15 protein-coding genes are annotated in these 23329 nt (G+C 45.9%); 6 read left to right on the top strand and 9 right to left on the bottom strand.

All coding sequences use genetic code 11. From position 1 onward, the window contains the following. Positions 1-615: 615 nt before the first annotated feature. The 6 genes from ACQSGY_RS07210 to ACQSGY_RS07235 all read left to right on the top strand — a co-directional run bounded on the left by ACQSGY_RS07210 (position 616) and on the right by ACQSGY_RS07235 (position 7784). A complete protein-coding gene (locus ACQSGY_RS07210) occupies positions 616-2280 on the top strand; it encodes a sensor histidine kinase (RefSeq protein ID WP_427051314.1) in 1665 nt (554 codons plus the stop codon). Further along, positions 2273-3868, top strand: coding sequence for a response regulator transcription factor (locus tag ACQSGY_RS07215; protein ID WP_427051315.1), 1596 nt, complete (start codon positions 2273-2275; stop codon positions 3866-3868). The genes ACQSGY_RS07210 and ACQSGY_RS07215 overlap by 8 nt, the downstream gene beginning before the upstream one ends. A gap of 195 nt (positions 3869-4063) precedes the next feature. Continuing rightward, entirely contained in the window at positions 4064-5353 is a 1290-nt protein-coding gene (locus ACQSGY_RS07220; protein ID WP_427051316.1) for an ABC transporter substrate-binding protein, read from the top strand. Positions 5354-5419: 66 nt separating this feature from the next. Next, the gene (locus tag ACQSGY_RS07225; RefSeq protein WP_427051317.1) at positions 5420-6340 is read left to right on the top strand and encodes a carbohydrate ABC transporter permease; all 921 of its coding nucleotides are present in this window, start codon (positions 5420-5422) and stop codon (positions 6338-6340) included. 2 nt (positions 6341-6342) lie between these two features. Then, entirely contained in the window at positions 6343-7164 is an 822-nt protein-coding gene (locus ACQSGY_RS07230; RefSeq protein ID WP_427051318.1) for a carbohydrate ABC transporter permease, read from the top strand. 26 nt (positions 7165-7190) lie between these two features. Continuing rightward, on the top strand, positions 7191-7784 hold the full coding sequence (locus ACQSGY_RS07235) for an alpha-L-rhamnosidase N-terminal domain-containing protein (RefSeq protein ID WP_427051319.1): 594 nt from the start codon (positions 7191-7193) through the stop codon (positions 7782-7784). 279 nt (positions 7785-8063) lie between these two features. On the opposite strand, the gene ACQSGY_RS07240 is transcribed toward ACQSGY_RS07235, so the two are convergent. The 9 genes from ACQSGY_RS07240 to ACQSGY_RS07280 all read right to left on the bottom strand — a co-directional run bounded on the left by ACQSGY_RS07240 (position 8064) and on the right by ACQSGY_RS07280 (position 23305). After that, positions 8064-8504 carry an RDD family protein gene (locus tag ACQSGY_RS07240; RefSeq protein ID WP_427051502.1) on the bottom strand — a complete coding sequence of 147 codons (441 nt, stop codon included), beginning with the start codon at positions 8502-8504 and terminating at the stop codon, positions 8064-8066. Positions 8505-8764: 260 nt separating this feature from the next. Then, positions 8765-11272 carry a WG repeat-containing protein gene (locus ACQSGY_RS07245; protein ID WP_427051321.1) on the bottom strand — a complete coding sequence of 836 codons (2508 nt, stop codon included), beginning with the start codon at positions 11270-11272 and terminating at the stop codon, positions 8765-8767. Positions 11273-11550: 278 nt separating this feature from the next. Next, positions 11551-11829, bottom strand: coding sequence for a hypothetical protein (locus ACQSGY_RS07250; protein ID WP_427051322.1), 279 nt, complete (start codon positions 11827-11829; stop codon positions 11551-11553). Further along, positions 11816-13681, bottom strand: coding sequence for a hypothetical protein (locus tag ACQSGY_RS07255; protein ID WP_427051323.1), 1866 nt, complete (start codon positions 13679-13681; stop codon positions 11816-11818). Before ACQSGY_RS07255 ends, ACQSGY_RS07250 begins: the two co-directional genes overlap by 14 nt. Positions 13682-13691: 10 nt before the next feature. Next, entirely contained in the window at positions 13692-17252 is a 3561-nt protein-coding gene (locus ACQSGY_RS07260) for a DUF4132 domain-containing protein (RefSeq protein ID WP_427051325.1), read from the bottom strand. A 66-nt stretch (positions 17253-17318) separates the two neighbouring features. Next, a complete protein-coding gene (locus ACQSGY_RS07265) occupies positions 17319-18521 on the bottom strand; it encodes a VWA domain-containing protein (protein ID WP_427051326.1) in 1203 nt (400 codons plus the stop codon). Next, a complete protein-coding gene (locus ACQSGY_RS07270) occupies positions 18506-20944 on the bottom strand; it encodes a DUF5682 family protein (protein ID WP_427051327.1) in 2439 nt (812 codons plus the stop codon). The genes ACQSGY_RS07265 and ACQSGY_RS07270 overlap by 16 nt, the downstream gene beginning before the upstream one ends. Then, a complete protein-coding gene (locus ACQSGY_RS07275) occupies positions 20932-22032 on the bottom strand; it encodes an ATP-binding protein (RefSeq protein ID WP_427051328.1) in 1101 nt (366 codons plus the stop codon). The genes ACQSGY_RS07270 and ACQSGY_RS07275 overlap by 13 nt, the downstream gene beginning before the upstream one ends. Positions 22033-22327: 295 nt before the next feature. Continuing rightward, positions 22328-23305 (bottom strand): aldo/keto reductase, encoded by a 978-nt coding sequence (locus ACQSGY_RS07280; protein ID WP_427051329.1) that lies wholly within the window; start codon positions 23303-23305, stop codon positions 22328-22330. Positions 23306-23329 lie beyond the last annotated feature (24 nt).

Raw genomic sequence — 23329 nt, forward strand, 5'->3', positions numbered from 1 at the left:
ATCTACACTTGTATGACTGTTTTTGCAATAGGTGACACACTTCTTTTCCGTATACTTGAGAACAGCTTGAATTCATTAAGCAACATGTTCACGTCGTCATAGCGAAATACGTCCCAGACGTTTTGCTTCTCATCACAATATATCGGATTATTAACAAGCATATCCTGGCACCACTCATCGGGATTCCATATGTTCGGAGTCCATCTTTCCAACACCACCTCTGAATTTAATATGATATGCCTGACTATCACAATCTTTCAAATTGCGTTATCTATCCTTAAGAAAGAGTTATTTCAATCATTTTGTCTCTAACATAGTATAAATATGAAAACCTTCAATTATGAGGAGAAACACTCAGATATGCATATTACAGTTCATCAAGTATTCCATCCAATAGTTCCAGTTCGCATTCCGTCTGTCAGATTTTATAACGGACGAACAAAGGGGCTTCAAAGGTGGAACCATTCGCTTTAAAAAAGTCAATGATGTCGAAAAAATTAACGCTAAGTTAGTCAGTCAAACAGCATAGGAGGTATAGAAGAATCTGACATGAGAAGATCCCGTTCCTATCTACCTGGATACAAATGGTTAAATCGTCGATGGAATAGATGGAGTTTGACCAAGAAGCTGGTCCTGTTTTACTTGCCCTTATTTGTTCTCCCCTCTATCGTTGGACTAAGCCTCTTGGCCCAGAACTATAATGCTGCGATCCGTACCAATGCCGAGTCATATTCCGATTCGATTACGAGCCTGACTTTAGACAAACTGGAAGCAACCATTCAGACCTATAATAATGTGAGTTTGCAGATTTTAACCTCAGATGAAATAGGAGCAATACTGTCTGAACCGGTCCATAACGAATTTGAAAAAATTGAAATTCAGCAGCAACTGGAGCGAAGCGTGCTGCCTATCATTGGCGGACTAGACAGCAACCGTATTAAAGGATGTGTATTTGTTACTGACAACAGTACCTTTGTCATCGGCCAAGATGAACAAGAACCTTTAAGTGAGAAAGGAAAGGCAAATACGGTTACAGCCAATGGGGCACCTTATTGGGATTCTGTAAGGTCAGGTTATCCTACAGATGATGATGTAAGTGCTTTCAGATTAGGACGAGTCATTAAAGATGAGAACTTCCGACCTATGGGATATTTTTATCTTATTGTTTCATCTAATGTATTCAGGGACGTTCTTAGCTCCGCTATGGCAGGTTCCAATACTGCTTTCTTCCTTAACGGTCCGGATAAAGTACTGCTTCAAGAACACGGAATACAGGAAAATACCTTTTCTGAAGTTTTACGTCTTGAACAAAGTCTTGATTACAATGAATGGACGCTTACAGCCGAATATGCTCTAAATACCGTGTATGCCACCGTCTACCGAATGAGTGTTTTTGCTGCTTGGCTGGCCGGGGGAAGTCTGGTCCTTGGTTTGGTTGCCTCCTACCTGATTCGTACCGACATTGCTTTGCCGATCGCGAGGCTTCTTGCCAATATGCGGAGAGGATTGCGCGGCGAGAAGCCTAACTCCCTTACCAAATTCAGAGGGGCCAGAGAAATTACGCAGCTGAATGAAACCTTTATTTCTGTTATGTATGAGATCTACAATCTATTGGGTGAAGTGAAGGCCAGTGAAGAACGCAAACGGCAGGTGCAGTTAAAAGTGCTCCAAAATCAACTTTCTCCTCACTTCATCTACAATACGTTAAATACCATCCGGTGGATGGCCATGATACGAAAACAGGATCATATAAAAGAGATCGTTGATGCATTGAGCAATCTGTTGAGATACTCGATCAGAGACACCAATGAACTTGTTTCGCTTGAAAACGAAATTAACGTCATGCGTGAATTTGTCAAGATTCAACAAGTACGTCATCAAAACTTTATATTTCAGGTCGAACTGGAGGATGAGGTGAAACCGTATCGGCTGCTTAAATTTTTGATTCAGCCGCTCTTAGAAAATGCTATAGTTCATGGTTTGTCGTCTATTGATCATTCAGGGCAGATTCGTCTGGAGGCAAAAGCAGAGAAAGGGATGCTTAGTATTCGGGTATGGGACAATGGTAGCGGAATCGATCAAGGGGGCTTATCTGAAATCCAGCAGGTTATGAGCAGCGGAACTGGAAGCCACATTGGATTATTGAGTGTGAAAGAGAGGATTGAAATGTTCTATGGTCCTGCCTACGGAATGAACATTACGAGTGAACGGGGAGCAGGCACTACTGTGGAATTAAAGCTTCCTATCTTGAAAGAAGGATGGCCAAACGAAAATGATTAAAATTGCGATTGTAGATGATGAATCCCTGGTTCGGGTTGGATTTCAGACCATCATTGACTGGCATGAAAATGGCTATGAAATACAGGGTGTTTATCGGAACGGCAAGGAGGCATGGGAGGCCTTTTCTACAGATGGTTACCCCGAAGTTCTGCTGACCGATATACGAATGCCTGAAATGGATGGTCTAGAATTGATAAGACGGATTAGAGAGACGGATAAAGAGATGATCATTTTAGTCCTGAGCAGCTATGAAGAGTTTGAATATACAAGAAGATCAATCCAATTGGGTGTTCAAGACTATATTCCCAAGCATCTGTTCGACCCAGATGAATTGATTTCAACACTGACCCAATTATCAGAGAAACTCCGCTCAAAGGTTCGCGCTAGACAGAGCCGGGCCAATGCCATGGATGAAGAAAGGCAGCGATTGATGACACAATCCAGAATACTTCCGGGTATTGTTGCTTTTCCTGCGGATTTCTCTCACAAAGATTACCCTTTGCTTACAGACCTTTTGAAAGAATCTGCTTTTGTTTGTTGGGTTGCTATTCGTATTTGGTCAATGGATCACTCAGACAACGATGATGACCAGACTGCCTTGGGCTTTCTCCTGCAAGATCTTATGAATAAAACGACACATGCAATTCCTCTTGGCTTTGATCAAGGCTTTTTTCACGGATTACTCTTTAGTCGAGAAACAGGACCGGAAGAAACAACGATGATGGCTGGTCTGGTAAAAGAATGGATGGACACAGTGAAGCAGAATCTTGCCATTACAGTATCAGCAGGTATGTCTGAGAATCTGAACTTTCAGAAGTGTAGAGTGATAAGAAACCAAGCAGAGCAAATGATTGACCGATCCTTTTTCAGTGGGCCAGGTATGTACCGCTTTGATGCGAGTTTAAATGTTGTTCAGGAGCAGCTGGACATCAAGTTTCAACAATGGCAGCAGCAATTTATAAGCATATTCACATCAGCTTCAGAGGAAGAGTTGGCGAAGTGGCTGGAGGCTGTAGGCAGCGAACTAGAGACGTGTTATTCTCCCGATACTGCGTTCCGTTTGGTCCAGTGGATGCTTAAAATTTATCAAAATGATCCATCGAACATAAATATGCTGATTAATACAGAGAAGTCCGATTTTATGCCCCTCCCCTTTTATTCAGTGGATTCCATCCGAACATGGGACGAATTAAAGTCCTGCTTTTTACAGACGATTAAACGGTTCAATGACTTATCCGCCACCGCCAGGATGAAATCGCAAACATGGCTGGAGCCGGTTTTTCGTTATGTAGAAGCACATTTCGCCGAAACCGTTCGGCTTGAGGATGCCGCGAACTTAGTGAACTTAAACATTCATTACTTCAGTCATCGATTTAGTCAGGAAATGGGGATGACGTTTCTCGAATACCTGACCCAGGTTCGTATCCGTAAATCTATCGATCTCATGAAGCGATACTCGCTTTCTGCTGAAGAGGTAGCTTCCCGTGTGGGATATCCAAACTCGAATTATTTCGTGAAGGTTTTTAAAAAAGTTACCGGAATGACCGTTTCTGAATTTAGAAACTCGACTGGCTTCTCATCTAATTAAATGGAATGTTCATCTAATAATTTGGAATGACGATCAACCGGGACATCACTGTTCCGGTTTTTTTGCCCTACATCAAATGCAACTATCCAATAATGTGGAATCATAAACAAAAACTCGTTCATGGAAACGCTTTATTTTGTGAACTATGATTATTACACGCTTACAAACCGTTAGACACGAAGGGAGAAATAAAAAATGAAAAAGGGGTTATTCAGAAAAGCACTTCTTGCAGTGACAGGTGTCTCCGTCTTGCTGTTGGCAGCATGTGGCGATGACACAAACAGCTCTTCACCTGATCAAGGCAGCAAAGCCGGAACTGAAAAACAAGTGGAACTAACCGTGTGGGGAGACCAGTCTAACCAATCATCGTTTGAGTCGGGATTTACGGCAATCAATCAAGCATTTGAAGAAAAACATCCGAATATCAAATTAAACTTTCAATTCTCAGGGTCAGAGACAGCGATCGATACGGCTGTTAAGAGCAACTCACTGCCGGATGTGTTCTATGTTCAAGGAAACAAGACGCCTAAAATGAAGCTGTATGTGCAGAGCGGTGCATTGCTTAATCTGGATGATTACGGGCTCGATACCAGCCGTTTCGGGGAAGACCTCATGGAATACGCGAAGGTGGACGGAAAACTATATTCCTCTCCTCCGGCCTTTATGGACTCTCAGTTGATTTATTATAATAAGGACATTTTTGAAAAGGAAGGATTGCAAGCCCCGGCAACCTTAGATGAATTTGTATCGTTGGTCGCAGCAATAAAGGATAAGGGAATAACACCCTTCAGCGTTCCCGGTAAATCTGAATTCGAGCGGGCTTGGCTTGCCTTTGCGCTAATGCCTGCTGCCGCTGAGGAAGCATTAAGCAAGATTAATGAGGGGACTGGTTCTTTCAAAGACCCAAGCATAATTAAGGTATTCCAAACGATCAGAGAGTTCGCCGATAAAGGTTATTTCACCAAGGATTTGGCCTCTGTAGACAATGCTGGTGCCCAGCTGGCATTTACTAACGGCAAGACAGCAATGATGGCAGATGGTACCTGGAATGATCCAACCTTCGTAGGCGCTGGAATAAACCTCGGCAGATTTTATATCCCGACAGTATCTGGTGAACGCATTGCTCCGCAAAGCTTCAGTAATGCGACCACTTTTGCCGTATCTGCTGGAACCAAGCATCCGGAAGCAGCGGTCGAATATGTAAAGTTTCTGTCCAGTCAAAAAGCCCAACAGCTTTTTGAGGATGAAACAGGTATGGTGCCGGCCCTGCAGGATATCACGCCTAGAGATGAGGGAGTCAAAGAATTGAGTGCGTTTGATTCCCTGGGTCATAATATTTATTCCGTATTAACGAACATATCAACAGAAGAGATCAAGTTGAATGATATCTTTCTTCAGCAAGTAATGCCGCAACTGTTAACCTCTCATATTGATGGTCAGCAAGCTGCAGACATGCTGGAAGAAGCGCTGCTCCGTACGAAATAATCAGAAGGATTTTTGGGCGGTTAAGCCGAGTAGCTTAACCGTCCAAATCATTTGGAGGCGATCTAGATGTTGCAGTGGCTTGGAAAGAAACCTTATTTATGGTTCATATTGCCCGGTTTTATTCTGTATTCTATTTTCGTGATCTATCCCATTTTCTCAGCTGCCCAGCTTAGTCTGTTTCAGTCAAACGGTTTTAGTGAGAAGGTGTTTGTAGGCTTTAATAATTATATTGAATTGTTCACTAATTCGGAATTAAAACGGCAGTTCTTAAATGCGCTTAAGAACAATGCAATATTAGTTGTGCTTAACGTCGGACTGCTGATTCCTATACAGCTTTATTTTGCCTATGTAATTTATACACGTGTAAAAGGCTACCGTTTTTTTCAAACAATGATCTTTGCTCCGCAGTTTATTACCACTAGCGTTATCGTATTTCTGGCTACGCTAGTTTTTGACCAGAATATCGGTATTTTCAATGAGTTTCTCCAGCTAATTGGGCTAGGGGAACATGCTCGAAATTGGTTGGGGGTTCCGGGCTACGAGGTCCTTACCTTGTTCATTATGAATGCTTGGGCAGGTGTGGGCTTCAGTATAATCTACTTCGTGGCAGCCATGAAGATGCTGTCCGACGAAGTGATGGAAGCTTCTTATCTGGACGGAGCTGGCTACTGGAGACGGTTCTTCTCGGTCATTATACCTCAGATCCGTTCCAGTATCGTAAATATTGCTATGATCAGTTATATCGCTGCCATGACCTTGTTTGATTTTAGCTATTTGCTGGGAGGGGTAAGCGGCGGTATTAACAATTCGATGGATGTGATGACACTGTTTTTCTACAGAATTACTTTTGGAACGACCGGCACGATGGGAGGAACGGTAAGCACAAACTCCGTAGGTATGGGGACTACCATTGCCGTCGTCATGTTTGCCATCATCTTTGTGGTTGCATTGATTCAGCTAAGATTCACTTATAAGGAGGAGAAATGATCATGGCTGATATCAAAAAGCTGTATGTAACAAAGCTGATCCTCTGGGTGTACTCTTCCTTCACCTTACTCATCCTTGGGTATCTTACATGGAACTCATTTCGCACCAAGCAGGATGTACTGTCCAATACACTGGGCTGGCCCAAGTCCTTTACGTTGGAATCCTATGTCAAAGTTTTTCGCAACGAGCATTTCGGCGTCAATATCTGGAACAGCGTATTTATCCTCATGATGACCATCATCATTATAGTAGCTTTAGCCTCCATGGTTGCTTATGGTTTAGGTCGTTACTCCTTTAAGTTTAAGCAAGGGGTAATGTTGTATTTTTTGATCGGTCTCATGTTCCCTGTCCAGCTCGGTGTGGTTCCCGTATTTTTGATTATCAAAAATCTTGGACTGATTAATTCTCCGTGGAGCGTAATTCTGGTGTTATCAGCGGGATTATCCATGGCTGTACTGATGCTTACGAACTTCTTCGCCGGCTTGCCGGACGCTCTGGCCGAATCCGCACGAATAGACGGCGCCGGAGAATGGAGAATTTTTTACCGCATTATGTTTCCGCTTGCTTCACCTGTAATCGTCAGTCTGTGCATTATATTGTCCGTTAATATATGGAACCAATTTTTCCTCCCGTTAATTATGCTTCAAGACGATGCCGTCAAAACCATACCGCTGGCAGTTATGAAGTATACATCCAATATTCTGCTTAATATGGATAAAGCACTGGCAACTTCCGTCATTGCGACTATTCCGGTTCTGATATTATTTTTCATCTTTTCGGAACGAATTATTTCAGGAGTCGCTTCAGGAAGTGTAAAAGAGTAATCGATCTGCAAAAAAGGAGGGCACTTATGCGTCCTGATTGGGAAGAAGAGGCAAGCTGGATATGGCATCCTCATTGGAAGGAAAAAGATGAAGCTAAGGGAGGAAGATTTGTCTATTTTAGAAAAACATTTGAACTTCGAAAAGGCAGGCATAACTGCGCGCTTCGCATTTCAGCTGACAGCCGTTATCTGCTTTATGTCAATGATATACCCGTAAGCCGGGGACCTTGCAAAGGGGACCGGTTTACATGGCATTATGAGGAAGTTGAGGTTGGAGAATACCTGAAAGAAGGCACAAACGTTTTTGCTGCTCAGGTGCTGCGTTATCCTTATGCCGGCGAGGGAAATCAGTCTGTATGGCGTACCCGGCTTGCCGGGCTGTATGTGCATGCAGAGATCAGAGATGAACAGAATACTCAAGTTGCAGCTGCACATACCGATGAATCCTGGGAATGTATAAAGGATGAGGCAATTACTTTATCTCAAGGCGTCTATACGCAATTTCTCGGAATTTCGGAAGCCGTTGACGGGTTCAAGCGTCCTTTTGGATGGACAGAAGCAGGCTATGCTTCGGAAAAAATCCTTTACACCTCAGAAAATCTCAATGCGCGTCATGAGTAAACCTGATGAAGAGAAGGCAGTTGATAAATATGTGAAAAGATTAAGTTTTTAAAACCCGTTAATTTTCAAATTTGAAAATTAACGGGTTTTTTATTTCTAAAGCGCTAATAAAAGGGAAGAACAACGTCAATCGTCAAAGGTTAAAGAACTTGGTTCCATTGTAAGGTTTGCTGCGGATAGACATATGTACAAAATACGAGTTTTGTGAAACAGTATATAAGTTGAAAAAGGCCGCACCCAGATTTAATCCTTTTTCGGCCTTACTATCCATTTCTCACCTTAATCCCAAACAACTTCTGTTCCCGCAATAAAATCATGAATTGCACGGCGATCCTCTCGTAATCCGACCATAAATGCACTGACAATAACTCCAACACCTAAAGTTAATACGTACACAATTCCGGCAACCAAAACTCGCATTAACATTGTCGTTATTTTAGGCGATTCATGTGTATCGTACGTTTGAATTCGAATTCCGCATATGCGTTTACCGATCGTTCGACCATACCAGTAAACTGGTAAAATAATTGAATATAACGCACTCAATATTCTGGCGTTCAGGTCGTCTGTGTCATAGTGACCTGTGAACGTATACACGATTATGGCCACAGGAATCGAAATAATCAAACTATCCAAAATGCTTGCTCCTAACCTAATCCAAAATCCTGCTTTGTACAAAATGATTTCCTCCAAACGATTTTTACATACCTGGTACAACATTTTATTATACATGAAAATTATTCCAAACATATGATTTTCTATTTAATCTTTTTACATTACTCCCTTGAAGTTTGTGAATTTTAGAACAAACTTCAAGGGAAATTCGTTCGTTCTTGTTTTCACGCTCACTACATTGCATATGTTAGCTCCTCTCCTAGTCTGCTTAACTGTTGTCCGCCATATTACATAAAAAGAAGCCATATTGGATATATGGCCTCTGCTTTGCGCGTTTTGGAACAGATTACTCCCCCATCCCCCATTCACATATGAAAAGCTTTCCAGAACGATCCTTCGGTATTGATTATATTCATGATCTGGCTGAACGGAATTGTAAACGTCGGGAATCCTGCAGCATACGGTGCAATATCATATGGGTTGAAGTACAGATGCAGCGCGTCTGCTGTAACAAAAAACGGCTGATTGGCACTGATGCCTGTATACGTATCCGGGAAAACATAAGAATACTGCGGATCATTTTTGATCTGCTCCCCGACAATCTGGCTTAACACCTTCACATAGTCGCTGCCTGCTTTAAACAAATCCTTTAACTCATACAGCTGCCCATCCGACAGATTAATAATGGCATAGATCATCGTTGGCATGCCGTGTGCGGCTCCAGCTGGATAGTTGTAACCGGTTAATTGCAGTTGAAGCAGCTGCTGCTGGTAAAACGTAATATCGAAATCCCCCGTATACGTATAATCCAGTTGCTGATCGGCAGGAATCGGTTTGACCTGGGAAAGCTCCTTCAGCTTACCATTCAGTACATCCTGCTGCGCCTGGCTTGTTAAGCCTTCGACCTGCGGATAATAGACAAGATAGTCCCGGTTGGGCTTATATTTCTCCTCACGCACTCGATAAGGCGGCTCAAGCGGTACGATGGTGTTTTGATACCAAATAATCTGCCCTGCCCGGTTCACATAGGATAAACGCTGATCCACAAATACTTTAATCAGATCGGGTGCCACGACTTCAAGTGATCCCGCTCCCTCAATATGAGGATACCCAGGAGCAGGTCTGCCGCTCAAATCCAGCAAATACGTCTGAGTTCCATTCGATGCTGAAGCAAGACCATGTTTGTAATTTTCTACATTACGATAGATGAACTCCGTTAATCTCCTGCCATTCATATCAGCAATCGCATACAATGAGCCAATATAAGGCTGCTCCGGATCAATAGCTTTCCCAAGTGCGTACCTCTGATCTCCCAGCTCACGAATGTCATTGTAAGCCGGTTGAATCACAAATGATCCTTGCTTATTAATGACCCCATAATTCGAGCGATAATCTTCTGACGTATTTACAATCGCTTGCCCGCCACTAAAAGGAAGTGCAGAAGAGAACTTCGGCTGAATTCGGACATTCCCCCGTTCATCAATGTATCCGTATTTGCCTGAAAGCTCCTTCTGAAAAGCAAGCAAGCCATCCCCAAGCGGTCCTACATAGGCATAGGGATAGGTTGATATCCTATTTCCGTTGCGATCAATAAGCGCATATTCCTTTTCTTTGATCTGTACAACCGCTTTACCATGCTGGAAATCATTCGCAGACATATATTGTGCCCGAATCACTTCTTTGCCCGAGGCATCCAAATATCCGTAAAGAATGGAGCCTGGTGTTGTCTGATCCGTGCCCGTATCGTAAAATACCGCACGTCCGTCCTGCACATCTGCAATAAACGGATAGGCCCTTGGGGTCAGGACCGCCCCGTGTTCATTAATCATTTTAAAACCTTGAGAATCTATAGCTATAGCCCGCTCTTCGGAAAAAGAATTAATAGAATCATATACGGGCTGAACCACATACTGTCCCTGTAAATTAATGACCCCTGCACGATTGTCCTTCTCCAAAACGGCCAAGCCATTTGGCTGGAACGCCTGAGCCTGCTGCAGAACAGGTTCAAGGCGAATATGTCCTTGTGCATCCATATAACCCCAGCGTATCCCGTTTGTCGTGCGAACAGATATCGGATATAACCAGGCTGCCGCTTGAGTACGGTCACTGGTGGTCATGGTCTGTTTAATTTTTTTCTCCAGTTTGAGCAGTTCTTCTCTGGAAGGATACGCTTCCGGTAGGCTTAATGCTTTCTGGACGGAAGCCAGCGCGGCTGGATATAACCCGGCATGAAACTGGGCATCCGCAAGATAATACCAGTAGAACACATAGTCCGGATATTGTGCTGTAAGCTGCTCGTAATAATGCACGACTTTGGGAAAATACGTAGGATATACATCCGTCGCTGCAACCCACTGCCCCTGCTGCCACCGAATAATGTCCACCCGATATGCTTCACCGGTATCATGAACCCATAACGCGATTTCAACCTTTCCATCTCGGCCCTGCATGCCGGGCATATCCACAATCTCTGCATAGCTGTAATATAGATCATCAGGCACGATATCGGTCAACCCGGATTCAGTCCATTCATACACAGCGAGCTTTGACCATATTGCGCCAATCTGCCAGCCCACAATAAGATTATTCCTTGCCGTTGATGTGACCGGGGCTGCCGTCAGCAGCGTAACCCCATAACCTAAACCTCTGGTAAGAGCCATTTTGATCCACTGACCTTGAACGAATTTCAGAATTAACAGATACAGCTCACTATGAAGCTGATATACTACAGCTATCTCCGGCAACCCGTCACCTGTAAGATCGGCCGCATACACAGCTGGATGTTGAACCGGTTTATCAATCGTGATGACCGTTGCCCCGGCCGGAATATGCTGATTCACAATTTGCAGTAATAGCGGTTCACTCATCGACATCTCCGCTTCCTCCCTTATGACCGCATTCGCCTAATGGTATGCAGCATAACTCGGGATATGACACGAAAATGCTTTCACCTTCTCTCCAAAGACTCACTTTCTTCCCATCCATTAAAATATAGCTCACATAACACAAAAAAATTGCAGCGGCCTAGCTGAGCCAACTGCAATTTTAATCGTGATTATTTATAATTAGGGTTAATGCTCCAAATCTGTTCCCATCCTCCCACCAGAAGTTAAACTAATCCATAACCAGTCTGGAGATAACCTTTTCAAAATCAAGCTTGTACGTTCGCATTAAGCTGAACATATTGAGACAGGCGACAATACTGATCCAGCAGTCGCTCCTCTTGGCCTTCACCCAATGCTACCCGGCGCCCGGCTTCGATAACACTTGTTATCAATTCGTGCAGAAACTGCATCTGTAGTCGTTGCGCGGCAGCAGCACACTGTTCAAGCAGTTCAATATCCCGAATAGTAAATTGAGATAACCCCCGAAGCAGTAATTCCTCGGACCAGCTGGATAAGTGCTGCATCAATCCATTATCTTCGTGCAAAACGTCCCATCCTTCCATTACTGGAATCCAGCTTCAAACTAAGCAGCGTCTGACCTTTCAGGAAGCTGATCGGACTGATGCGCCTCGTTTCCAATCGTACAAACGCATAGAAGTGCTCCAGCTTCTGAGAGCCGAACCCTGATTCCAGCCGATGAATCATGGACTGCCAATCCGAGGAATACGGAAGAGTGAGTGGCAGACACTGCCCGTCTGTATTTTCTACCTTAAGAATCAAATCCTGCGTCTGTTTGTTGAATGTATGCTCTACAATGCGAGTAACCTCAATGAGGGCCAATCGTTCTTTCGGCTCCGTGAACAAGGAGATCGAGTCCGGTTGATGCTGGAGTGCATACGGTATATCCGTCAGATACGACCCAAAATTCACCTCGGTCACATGTGTTCGCGGCAACAGGGTCAATTTGGCTCCATCGCCAGACGATATTCGACGTTCTTCATTTACTTTAACCGACTGGAACAGCACTTCTTCTCCAGTAAATTGACTAAACGTCAGGCTTGGCAGCCATGGGGTAAATGCAGCATAATGCTCCGCGAACGAGAATTGCTGATCCTCATAATAGACCGCACGCACATCGCTATACGTATACATCTCTCCATCATCCAGACCATAGAAGTAATACGTAATCCCCCGAAAGCCGGATCGGGTCTCCCAAGAATCTGCTCCCAGGCCATAGAGATGAAGAGAAGGCACGGTAAAATACTTGCTGCGAAAGCTGCCTGCAAGCTGACTCTGCTGCTTCACAGATATATCGCCTTGCATAAGTACTTCTAACGCAAGATAAAGCTTGCTTATCCGTTCCAGCATCGTTTGCATGGAGAAGCGTACATGCCGCTTGAAAAAAAGCTGAAGCTCACCCTGAATGCCGCGCAAGCTGCGCTCAATATCCGGAAGATTACCGCTGTGTGCGGCAATGGCAAGCGTCTCCAGCTGCGCCAGATAAGATTGAGGCAGCCGGGCAAGCCCTGTCTTCAGCATACCTGTCAGAATCTCGCGGCATTCCCGAACGGTTTGAAGCGAGAACTTCGCTTCATATGCACGAACACTCAGAACCTCCATATCATGGATTCCATGAATCATCCGGTAGCGCAGCAACGCTTCAAGCTTCGCCATCTTTCCGGGCGTCTGCTTCACCTTGCATAAAGCTTTTGTCAGATTAGGCTCATCTGTAAAAGACACTTCAATGTCCTGGGTTTTCAACTGCACAGTGAGCAGCGTATCCTCCTTGATGCGAATTTCTTCAGGATAACGTAGCCGAAAAACGACTTCTTCAATCATGGATGCAGTGTACGATTTAATCATCGTTGCAAGTTCGGTCTCAAGCATCCAGCGAAAACGGGAAGGTGTATCTGCTGGCTCTAGTTGCAGCTTGTAGTCAGAATGGTCCTGCTCCATAACCAAAGGCAGCTCCTGTGCCACGAAATCAGCAGGCTTGGCATATTCATTCGGCAAGCCAGAAGAAGATAACTGCGTTTCCGCTGGTTTCAAGGAAGACTCTTCAGAAGTTACATGAGATATTGCTGATGCTGCAGCGGATTCCTCCCCTTCTGCCGCTTGCTGACGCTGGTCATACAGAATGGCAATCAGCACATGTTTGCAAATATGCTCGGACGGACAAGAGCACTGCCATTGATCGAGCGAGGCATAGAGGGTACATTCGGTACCCTCACTTAGCTCACACTTAACCGATGCCTCACCCCAGGTATAATTCACATGTATACCTTGATCCAGTTCCTTCAGTGCCCTCTTATATAATCCCTTGTTCGCATAACGAATGAGATAATCCTCGGTGCATAGCTTCGAGAAATGCCTGAATTTCTCTTGGAATTTATTCATACTCACGTGCTCAGCGCCCCGTTGCTCTCAAAATATCATAGATAGTCTCACTAAACACACGGCCAGGAATTTTGCCCAAAGCAATCGATTTATGATCTGCATAATAATAGTGCTGTCTCGTACCGTGTGGCTTGAAGAAGTGCAAGGATTCCAGCGTAACATCTTCCATTCCTTCATAATAGGTAATGCTTGTACCGCTGAATTGAAGCTCGGCAACCAGATCGCCGTATTCCTTGTAAAATGCATTGAACCAGCCGCCATCCTGCGCAGGCCCCTTGATCCAGCCGTATTTCTCCAGCGCTTTCGGAAGAGCCGTTGGTGAGAACTCTTCTTGTGGAAGACGATCATACTCTGTTTTGGCCTGATCCTCATCCTCCACCAGATGGATTGCACGCTTCAGCTGCTCGAACGGCTGCTTCACCTCATAATCCTCAAGCTGTGTAGTCCAGCCCTCCAGCGTTTCCTGATCCAGTTCAAGCGGATGCACGAGCCCTACCTGAGCCCCTGATGGAAGTTCTGTTTCATCCTCATCTACCGTGTTAAAGGTTCCATCCTCCATATACCGGAACGTATGAACCAGCTCATCTTGCTCATAGATGCCCCAGATGAGTCCTACTGCGAACTTTTGCATAATGACATTGTCTACAAACAGAGCCGTCCATTCCTCTGCTGTCCAGAGACGCTGCTTGGATAACGATTCTTCCAGACGCTGCGTCTGGATCGTCACCATTGTTTTGAGATCCTTCTTCAGCTGAGTGAAACGTGCTTTGGATTGAGCCGCAAGCTCAGGATCATCCTTTTGGGCTGGAGCAGGCAAGCTTTTTACCGCTTTACCCGTTTCCTCATTCAAAACAACCACCTGCAGGTCTGCATTCACTTTTACTTGGAAAGAACGCTCTCCGTAACTAAGCTGCAGCGTACCCTTCTCATCAAATCCAAGCGAAGTTACCAGCCGATCCTCCAGCTGCTCAGCCGTTAGTCCAAGGTTCTCGGCAGCAAGCTGCAGCGCCTCTTCAGCTGCGCCCTTCACCTGACGGTTCTTCACACTTCGTTTGATCTTGTCGATGGCCATCAGTGCAGCAGGTTCATTCAGGAAAGCGAGCACCTTCACCGCCTCCGCGGCAATCGCACCTCGACTGTTCTCCGTCCACTCCTTAATCTGCGGAGTCAAAATATGAACGATCTCAATATCTCCGAATAAAGCGGACAGATACATGATCCATTTTTCCTTGGCAGGTGCTTCTTCCTGAATCCATAACTGCAGCAGCTCTTTAGAAAAACGAATAAGCGACGTTTCGCTTACATATTCTCTCAGCTCATTCAATCGTTCGTTGGGTCCAGAACCGTGATCAATGGACTGCACTAATACATACTGCTTGATCCGATCATCCAGCGGCTGGCCGTCTGCTTCGCGAATCAGGGTAGGCAGTTCCTTCAGAGGCAGCCAGCTGATGCGGGACATTTTTTTGGCATCGGCCAGCTCAGCAAGAGCGGCGTGTGCATACTCCGGACTCAGCTCAGCGGTATCGAGCAGAATTTGAATCAGATTTTTCCACTCTGCTGATTTCTCGTTCTCCAAGAGCTCCATATACAGCTGCTTGCTGTTATCCAGACTGCGGATCGCTGTCAGCGCCATTTCTTTGATCGCAGCCTTTTTCTCCGCACGGTAAATCATCATATACAGCTCTTGATCTGGAATACGGTTAAACTCCGCCAGGGCGATGCTGTTCGCTCGCTTGGATGCATCCTGCAAACCTGCCTGAACGGCTGCCACCAATTGTTTCTTAGGCAGTGTATCGCGCTGCTCAAACGCCACCTCCAGTGTCAAAATGCGTGTATCCGTTGGCAGTTTTTTGTACTGCTTCAGTGCATGTTCCATGTTTTGCTGTAAAATACGGCGATACTCATCCTGCGGCATCGACAGATACGTATAATCCGTCATACCATTCAGAGAGATCAAACTGGTTAGCAACTGCTCCCGTTTGACCTTAGGATCATTCCCGTACGTATTCAGGATCTGCTCACCGCTAAACGCATAGGAGTGATACATGTCCGATACGATATCAATCATCCAGTCCGGGTGTGTCAGCAAAATAGCAAAACGGTGCATCGGCTCTGAATCGATGGGCAAGAAGCTAATGCTGATCAAAAGGTTAACTCGTTTTCGGTCCCGATTGACGTGATTGAACAACCCTCGGCTGTCTTTGTCTGCCCAGTATTCCTCAAGTGAATATTCTCCGCTAAGATATCTCGCAATAGCAAGCCCTTGTCTGCCACCTTCCAGCGGCTGGCGCAGCACTTGGAATACAGCTTCTTCGATAGTAACATCCGACTGAGGCAGGGCAATATCCTGATCTGACATCATCTTCTGTAAACATAACTTCAAAAATGGAGCTTTGACAATTTCATAGGCCCGTTTGGACTGCTCAGGCTGACTGGCGATGGCCGCTTTTAGCGTATTCCAGGATACTCTGTACGAGTTCAGCTCCAGCCGCAGCGTTTCAATCAATTGATAGGGTTCATCCAAAGACACCAGCCCGTCCAGCAAGTCATTTGCATTTCTTGAACGAGGGTTCATGCTGAGCAGATACTGACGAACCTCTATAGGGTACAGCTCATGCAGATGCTGGATTATTTCATGCAGAACTGCACCTGCACCACTTACATTTTCAAGAAAACGCTGTTTACCCCCATGAATATTCGTCAGATATAACAACGCACTGCTTACTAACACCATCGTTTGATGGAACACAGCATGGGAAATATGATGTTTAGGCGAAAAAGTAATTTCAGGATAATGCTTGGCAATCAGCTCGCTCCGGTTCTGCTGAAGAAATTCCTCTTCCAGCAGCTGAGTGGAGCTATTTTGCTTGCCTTGGACACTGCCTGCAATCAACGGTTCGATCAGGCTGTAGAGCTCTTCACGAAGATTTATGGTATCATTTTCCAGAAGATGTTGAAACAGCCGGGGCAGTCTCTCTCTGCTTTCTTTGATCTCGTCGGTGTTCGTAAACTCATCCTGCAATTGCAAACACAAATGAATGAGCATCAGAGCATCAACGACATCTATGAAATTGCCTTCACTATCTGCTTTTTTGGAGTCAAACAGCCATTGTGCGCGTTTCACACGTCGCTTGAGCTCAGTGAGAATCTCCTGCTCACCCGCAAATTGCTTCATTTTTTTCAAACGGGATGTTAAGGCTGCCATGCGATCCGGGTTTTTGCTTTTCCCATTTAATCCGTAGGCCTCCGAATCCTCACCCAGACAAGCATCAAATGCACTTACACCCCAAGGGCTTCTTCGAAAATAATTCGATTCGAGATGCATCGCCACTGCGCCAGCACGGAAAAAGAGATCTCCTTCTTCCTTCTTGCCAAGTTTGGTTAAAGCTTCTACGGTTCGATACACATAATGACTCGTTTTCCCCATCATATCCGGGAACTTGTCGGTCGCCCCCATAACATAATCAATAATCTCGGAGCTGCGATCCGTCTTCAGCGAATAATCGTCTGAACAGACGGAAGCGAACTTCTCTACCAAACTCTCAACTGCTCGGTCAGCGGTAAGCATAATCATTTCCTCCTTAAAATGAGATGTTAAAGTAATTCAATTGAAGTTAGATCATTTAGTTGAATTTCAGGTAATGATATCTCCAATCCATTCTGCGAGTTCATTCGGGGTAATCGCAGCGACATGTGCGCCCATGTTGGCGAGCGTTTGCGCGGCATGTTCGTTGTACACTGAATTTCCATTAAAATCGAGCGCCGTAAGCACCAGAAGCTTGCAGCCTGCATCAATAATATCCTTACACGCCTGATACATCTGCTTGATCGGGTATCCTTCCTCAAGATCACTGACCAGAATATAGATTGTTTTGCCTGGATTCTCGATCAGTGTCTCTCCGTAACGCAGCGCTTTGGCAATATGAGTTCCTCCCCCGAGCTGCACATTCATCAGCACATCCACAGGGTCCTCCAGCCGATCACTCAGATCAACCACCTTGGTGTCAAAAATAAACAATTTTGTCCGCAAGGCATTCAAACGATAAAAAATACTTGCCATAACGGAGCTGTAAATCACCGAATCCATCATACTGCCGCTCTCATCAACACCGATAATGATGTTCCACTTGTTATGCTGCTGTATATTGCCATCAAAATAAAGACGATCAATCACAAATCTTCGTTTGTCTTTATCATAATTTTTCAGATTGCGTGTAATCGTACGTTTAAAATTCAAATTGCGCAGGGAGCGCACCGAGCTTGCTGCATATCGACTTCGTTTGCCCATAATGCTTGCCCTGACGTGTGATTCGAGCTTCCTTCGCAGATCATCAACAACCACCCGCACAATATCCTTGGCACTTCGCAGCACATCATTTTTCATTCGTCCTTTAAACTGCATGATGTTTTTGAGAAGATTCATATTGGGCTCAAGCGACTCCAGCAGCTTTCGATCTGTCAGCAGTTCCGTCAGCCCGTAGCGATCCAGTGCCTGCTTTTCCAGAATTTCAACCGTGGATTTGGGAAAAAGCTCCCTGACCTTATGTAACCAATGAGGAACGGTAAGCTCTGACGAACCGCGCCCGCCTTCTCTGCGATAGCCTTGCTCCTCCCCATATTCACGATTGTACAAATATCCCAGAATTTCATCCAGCTCGGTATACTGAAATTCGCCCGATGCATATGAATCGGCTTCAGACAGCCCCTCTTCTGCAGATTCCCCCAGAATCAAGCGCCACCGGTTCAATGTTTCAACAGCACTGCGTTCAGCGGTTAAAGGCAGCTCTGTCAACGTTTCTTCCTGTGCGTGACGAGATCCTTCTATATTAATTTCCATGCAGCAAACTCCTTTCGAAGTGCCTCATCCTGCGTTCTGAACTGCATTAGAAGCTGCTCATCCAGCGCAGGGGTAGACATCTCATCCGGCTCCACCTGATGCAGCTTGGCCACACGTTCCGCAATCAGACCCGTTTCCATCGGTGTAAAATAAGTAAAGGCCAGCCGCAATTCGGGAATCATCGCTATAAAATCATCGTAGGATAACTGTTCGATCAACCCGTTCAGCTCGGACAGCAGCTGATCTTCATACAAGAACGCATCCCGCGCCACCGTGAAGACCCCCTGTAGAAATAAAGCCGTCTGACGCATCTGTTCAGGAGTCCCGTGAATATATCCCCGGGCACGCTCCGCAATCTCATCCCTTGATCGATCACCCAGTCCTGATGCAATAGCGATACATACCCCTTCCAGCTGAGCTGGCAGCTTCGGATCACGTAAAAGCTCGTTCAGTTGATTGCGAAACGTTGTATCCTGAAACTGCTCCTCTGATGATTCTGCCAGCATCGCAAGCAGCTTCAGTCCCTGAATAATTCCATCATGCTCATCTGCATTTGTTCGGGACAGCTGAAGCAGCTTGTCCACCGCATTGTTATAAGCTTCCGACACCAGTTCAGGAAGATGGGGATCATCCGATAACCCCAGCAACCTGCGGTGCTGATGAATACGGTTAAGAATGGTCAGACTGCTGCACAAAGACAAGAAATGTCCATCGGTTCGCAGCGCTGCCCGCACCTTAGCATACAGCTGCATCGCTGTCTCCTGAAGGCCCATTAGCAGTGCATGAAGCATCAGCTGCGCAAGCTCGCCACTGTGATGATTCGGAATGTCCTGCATTTGCTCTTCCATTTTGCGAGTAGCCGCTGCAGCAAGTGTACCGCCATATAGGGAATTTTCAATAAGCCTGGCTTCGATCCGCGAAGAATACATATACTCCCAGGTTTCGCGAACGAGATTCATATCACGCTGTGCAATCCAGTCAGGGCCGGCCTGTCGTTTGGCAAACTCAGGTACGAGATACGCAATGCATTGAAATAGCTGGCTAAGCAAGCGATGCTCCGGCTTGGCATACAGATCAAGCACCTTTTTGTGCTGACCAGTCGTTCGGATCTGTAGTTTAAACTCCGTGCAGCGGGTTTTGAAATCCTCTACAATCGGAATATGAAAAGCATTAGGCGCTACACTTCCAATACCATCACCGGTTAGCAGAAGCTGCAGCTCCTGCAGCGGCTTGTCGGTAGCAAGCGTTAACTCCCCTTTGACAAATGAAGAGAGCGCTGCATCCATAAGCTCGTATACTCCGCCTTCCCGCTTGCCACGAAGCTGTGCCAGCCCCTGGATCATGCCGTAAGCTTCAATCGCATCGCTCGTAGATACGTGCTCTTCATGTTCCCGAAGCTTGCGCATCAGCCTGGATAACACATTCAGTGTCGTTAAACGGTAAGCTGAAACCGAAGAACGAAGCAGCTCTCCCCATATTTGATCATAGAAAAACACGTAAGGCATACCGCTGGCATAACCGTTCAGACGATCCGCCTCGGCAAACGTATATACCATTGGATACATCTGCTGCTGCATATCTGATGCAGGCTCCTGCAATTGTACTTCCTGTTCTGCCTCATAGACGTTCTCATACAGTAAACCGTAGGTATGAAAACCACCTGTGATCACAAGCACCCGCTCATGTTTCTCCCCGGCTTCCCTGATTCGTTTTCTCATATGCGCTTCCCTTAACAGGTCACCGCTCGCAATCAATCGTTCCGGAGTATAACACATTCGGGATAATGTACAGTAGGTGAACACGTCCTGCACGAATAAACTGGGAGACTTATCCAGTCCGCCGATCTCAAACACCTTTTCCCACAACTCATCAAAGCTGCGGCAGTTTGTTTTCTCGCATAGTCGGTTAATAAAATCCGAGCTGGCCAGCAGCGTTTCATCCTGGAACGAAACGTCCTGCTGTTCCGTCTGCGCCGGGTTGGCAGGGCTGTCTGTGCGCCTGGAGACATGCCGATAATCCAGATCCATGAAGGAGGCCGGTATATCCCGTCGCTTTGCTTCCTTCAATGCAACATATTCGGGTGAGTATCGAAGCATCGGATAATAACAAGCTTCCCGGCCATGCTCATCCTCATAGGTGTAATAGAGACTGACTGGAGGTACGGTCGCCTCATCCGTTAGCACGGAAATAAGCGAGTTGCCGCTTTCGGGTCCCTCAATCAAAATCATTTCTGGCTTGTAGTCTTCAATCACACGCAGCAGATGATGTGCACAGGCTGGACTGTGATGCCGTATTGGAAAATAGAGCGTTCGATTGTTCAGGTTGTATACATCTGATTCAAACAAAGAATGCAGCTGCTTTAAAGCCGCAGCATCCGATAAAACGGCCGTGTCAGCAGGCGGTACCGTGCCTAACCGATCCATTTTCTTTCCTCATAATAATTTTTCCAGATTTCCTCTTCTGCGGAGCGAGCCTTCACAATTTTGGAGAAATAATTTTTCAGAATGCTAAGATCCTTGTCATTTTCCTTGGCAATCGTACCCAGCATATTCTGAACCAAACGATCCAGCGCAATCGATTTACCCTCGTAATAATACGATGTCATCGCACTCTGCACATATACAGATACCGCTTCTGCAGTACTCATCGATGCTTGCGGTGTATCCAGCTTGTATCCTTCACGCGAAATGCCTGTGCGCAGCTCCATAAACGTTGTTGCCAGCAGCTCCACCACATCGGTTTGAATTTCGGTATCAATTCCACTATGTAATAACAGGTTTCTCGCCTGAGATTCAATGATCTTCGCTTCCATTTTCACATTCTGGATCGGCTTGATCGTTTCAAAGTTAAAACGCCGCTTGAGTGCGCCGCTCATCTCGTTAACACCTTTGTCCCGAATATTGGCGGTAGCAATGACGTTAAACCCCGGTTTGGCAAAAAGCACTCCCCCATCCAGTTCCGGAATGCTCATGACCTTGTCGCTAAGAATACTGATCAGGCTGTCCTGTGCTTCTGCCGGACAACGTGTAATTTCCTCAAAGCGGGTAAGTATCCCCTTTTTCATTCCGTTATACAGAGGAGAAGGCACGAGCGCAGCTTCAGATGGCCCCTTATCAAGCAGCATGGCGTAGTTCCATGAGTATTTGATCATATCCTCGGTCGTTCCAGCCGTGCCCTGTATCGTATTCAAACTTGTGCCAGAGATCGCAGCCGTGAGCAGCTCACTTAACATCGTTTTGGCTGTACCCGGCTCACCCACCAGCATCAACCCGCGATTACCCGCAAGTGTAACAACCGCACGTTCTATCAGAACATCATTACCATAGAATTTACGTGTGATCGCAATCTTCTCCCCATCCAGCATAGCTGGCTGATCCCGTCCAATAATAAAATCCCGTACATATGCCGGGGATAATAACCAGTTTGGGGGACGATGACCCTGATCCTCCTGTTGTAACGCCCGTAACTCAGCCTCGTACAATGTCTCGGCAGGCGGTTTAAGCATCTCCATCTTCAAGATGTCTCCTCTCATGTAAACAGATCGTATGTTCCTATTTTCCTCATATTATCACAGCTTTCATCCCATGACGCTGAAAACAGGCAAAAATGGTTGAAACGTCCTTCTTATCTGCACTCCCCTGTAAGTCTCAGGTCTTACTCATGAACACGCTTGAGCACAAATATGAATACTCCAGACTACAAAAGAAGGGCACTACAAGTCAATAAACAACTCTGCACATGCTTTAATCACCATTTGAAAAATAAAAACCAAAAAGCACAGATTCCAGAGAACCTGTGCTCTTTCACTACATTCTGCGTCCGCAGGAAGACGAATATAGCTCGTACCACTCATCACGTGTGAGTTCAATTTGGGTCGCGTCGCGGCAAGCAAGAATGCGCTCCGGGCGAATAGAGCCAATCACTGGCTGAATGCCAGCAGGATGTTTCATCAGCCAGGCCAGCACAATCGCTTCAGGCGTGACATCTCTTTTCGCAGCCATTTGTGCCACAAGCTCTGATGTTGCTTTAATCTCCGGCCGCTGTCCCTCAACCACTCTGCCTGTGAATCTTCCTTGCGCCAATGGGCCCCAGGCCTGCAGCTGAATGTGCTCCGCCTGGCAGAATTCCATCGTACCGTAAGGGAATACATTCTGTTTGGCAGGTTCACGGTTCACGGTTACACCCGCTTCGACGAAGCCGATTTTATCAAGGCTCATCTCCAGCTGGTTCACAATGAAGGGAACACGACTGTACATCTGAAGAAGGCGAATCTGCTCCGAGCCCATGTTGGACACGCCAAAATGTCTCACTTTGCCTGCCTGATGAAGCTTAGCCAGCGCTTCTCCAATCTCCTGCGGATGGGCAAGCGGATCAGGACGGTGCAGCAGCAGAATATCCAGATAGTCGATGCCAAGCCGGGTAAGAATGCCATCAACACTTTTCAGAATATGTACTTCTGACGTATCGTAGCGCTGAGGACCTTCATCCTCCCCGGCCAGTCGGATGCCACATTTCGATTGAATAATAATCTGTTCACGCAGCCCCCCAATCTCGGACAGCACGCGTCCAAACACATGCTCCGCCTTTCCCCGTGTGTAGATGTCCGCAAGATCAAAATGATGAATTCCTATTTCCAATGCTGTTTCTACCGCCTGGCGGCCTTCAACCACCAGATCATTTGTAATGGGCTGTCCGTCCCATGCTCCTCCAAAACGCATACACCCCAGAACAATGGGACTTGCGGGAATCTGATGATAATGCAAAGGCAGCTGTCTGTATGACATACGCGTATTCTCCTCTTTTCCAAA

Origin of the sequence: Paenibacillus sp. TC-CSREp1 (genome assembly GCF_050171015.1) — a bacterium.
Lineage (GTDB): Bacteria > Bacillota > Bacilli > Paenibacillales > Paenibacillaceae > Paenibacillus > Paenibacillus silvae.

What these genes read in the sequence shown, in the direction of transcription:
- ACQSGY_RS07230 (WP_427051318.1), top strand. Translation starts at nt 6,343, where the DNA reads ATGGCTGATATCAAAAAGCTGTATGTAACAAAGCTGATCCTCTGGGTG.
- ACQSGY_RS07215 (WP_427051315.1), top strand. Translation starts at nt 2,273, where the DNA reads ATGATTAAAATTGCGATTGTAGATGATGAATCCCTGGTTCGGGTTGGA.
- ACQSGY_RS07245 (WP_427051321.1), bottom strand. Translation starts at nt 11,272, where the DNA reads ATGTCGATGAGTGAACCGCTATTACTGCAAATTGTGAATCAGCATATT.
- ACQSGY_RS07225 (WP_427051317.1), top strand. Translation starts at nt 5,420, where the DNA reads ATGTTGCAGTGGCTTGGAAAGAAACCTTATTTATGGTTCATATTGCCC.
- ACQSGY_RS07220 (WP_427051316.1), top strand. Translation starts at nt 4,064, where the DNA reads ATGAAAAAGGGGTTATTCAGAAAAGCACTTCTTGCAGTGACAGGTGTC.
- ACQSGY_RS07240 (WP_427051502.1), bottom strand. Translation starts at nt 8,504, where the DNA reads ATGTTGTACCAGGTATGTAAAAATCGTTTGGAGGAAATCATTTTGTAC.
- ACQSGY_RS07280 (WP_427051329.1), bottom strand. Translation starts at nt 23,305, where the DNA reads ATGTCATACAGACAGCTGCCTTTGCATTATCATCAGATTCCCGCAAGT.
- ACQSGY_RS07255 (WP_427051323.1), bottom strand. Translation starts at nt 13,681, where the DNA reads ATGAATAAATTCCAAGAGAAATTCAGGCATTTCTCGAAGCTATGCACC.
- ACQSGY_RS07235 (WP_427051319.1), top strand. Translation starts at nt 7,191, where the DNA reads ATGCGTCCTGATTGGGAAGAAGAGGCAAGCTGGATATGGCATCCTCAT.
- ACQSGY_RS07260 (WP_427051325.1), bottom strand. Translation starts at nt 17,252, where the DNA reads ATGCTTACCGCTGACCGAGCAGTTGAGAGTTTGGTAGAGAAGTTCGCT.
- ACQSGY_RS07270 (WP_427051327.1), bottom strand. Translation starts at nt 20,944, where the DNA reads ATGGATCGGTTAGGCACGGTACCGCCTGCTGACACGGCCGTTTTATCG.
- ACQSGY_RS07265 (WP_427051326.1), bottom strand. Translation starts at nt 18,521, where the DNA reads ATGGAAATTAATATAGAAGGATCTCGTCACGCACAGGAAGAAACGTTG.
- ACQSGY_RS07275 (WP_427051328.1), bottom strand. Translation starts at nt 22,032, where the DNA reads ATGGAGATGCTTAAACCGCCTGCCGAGACATTGTACGAGGCTGAGTTA.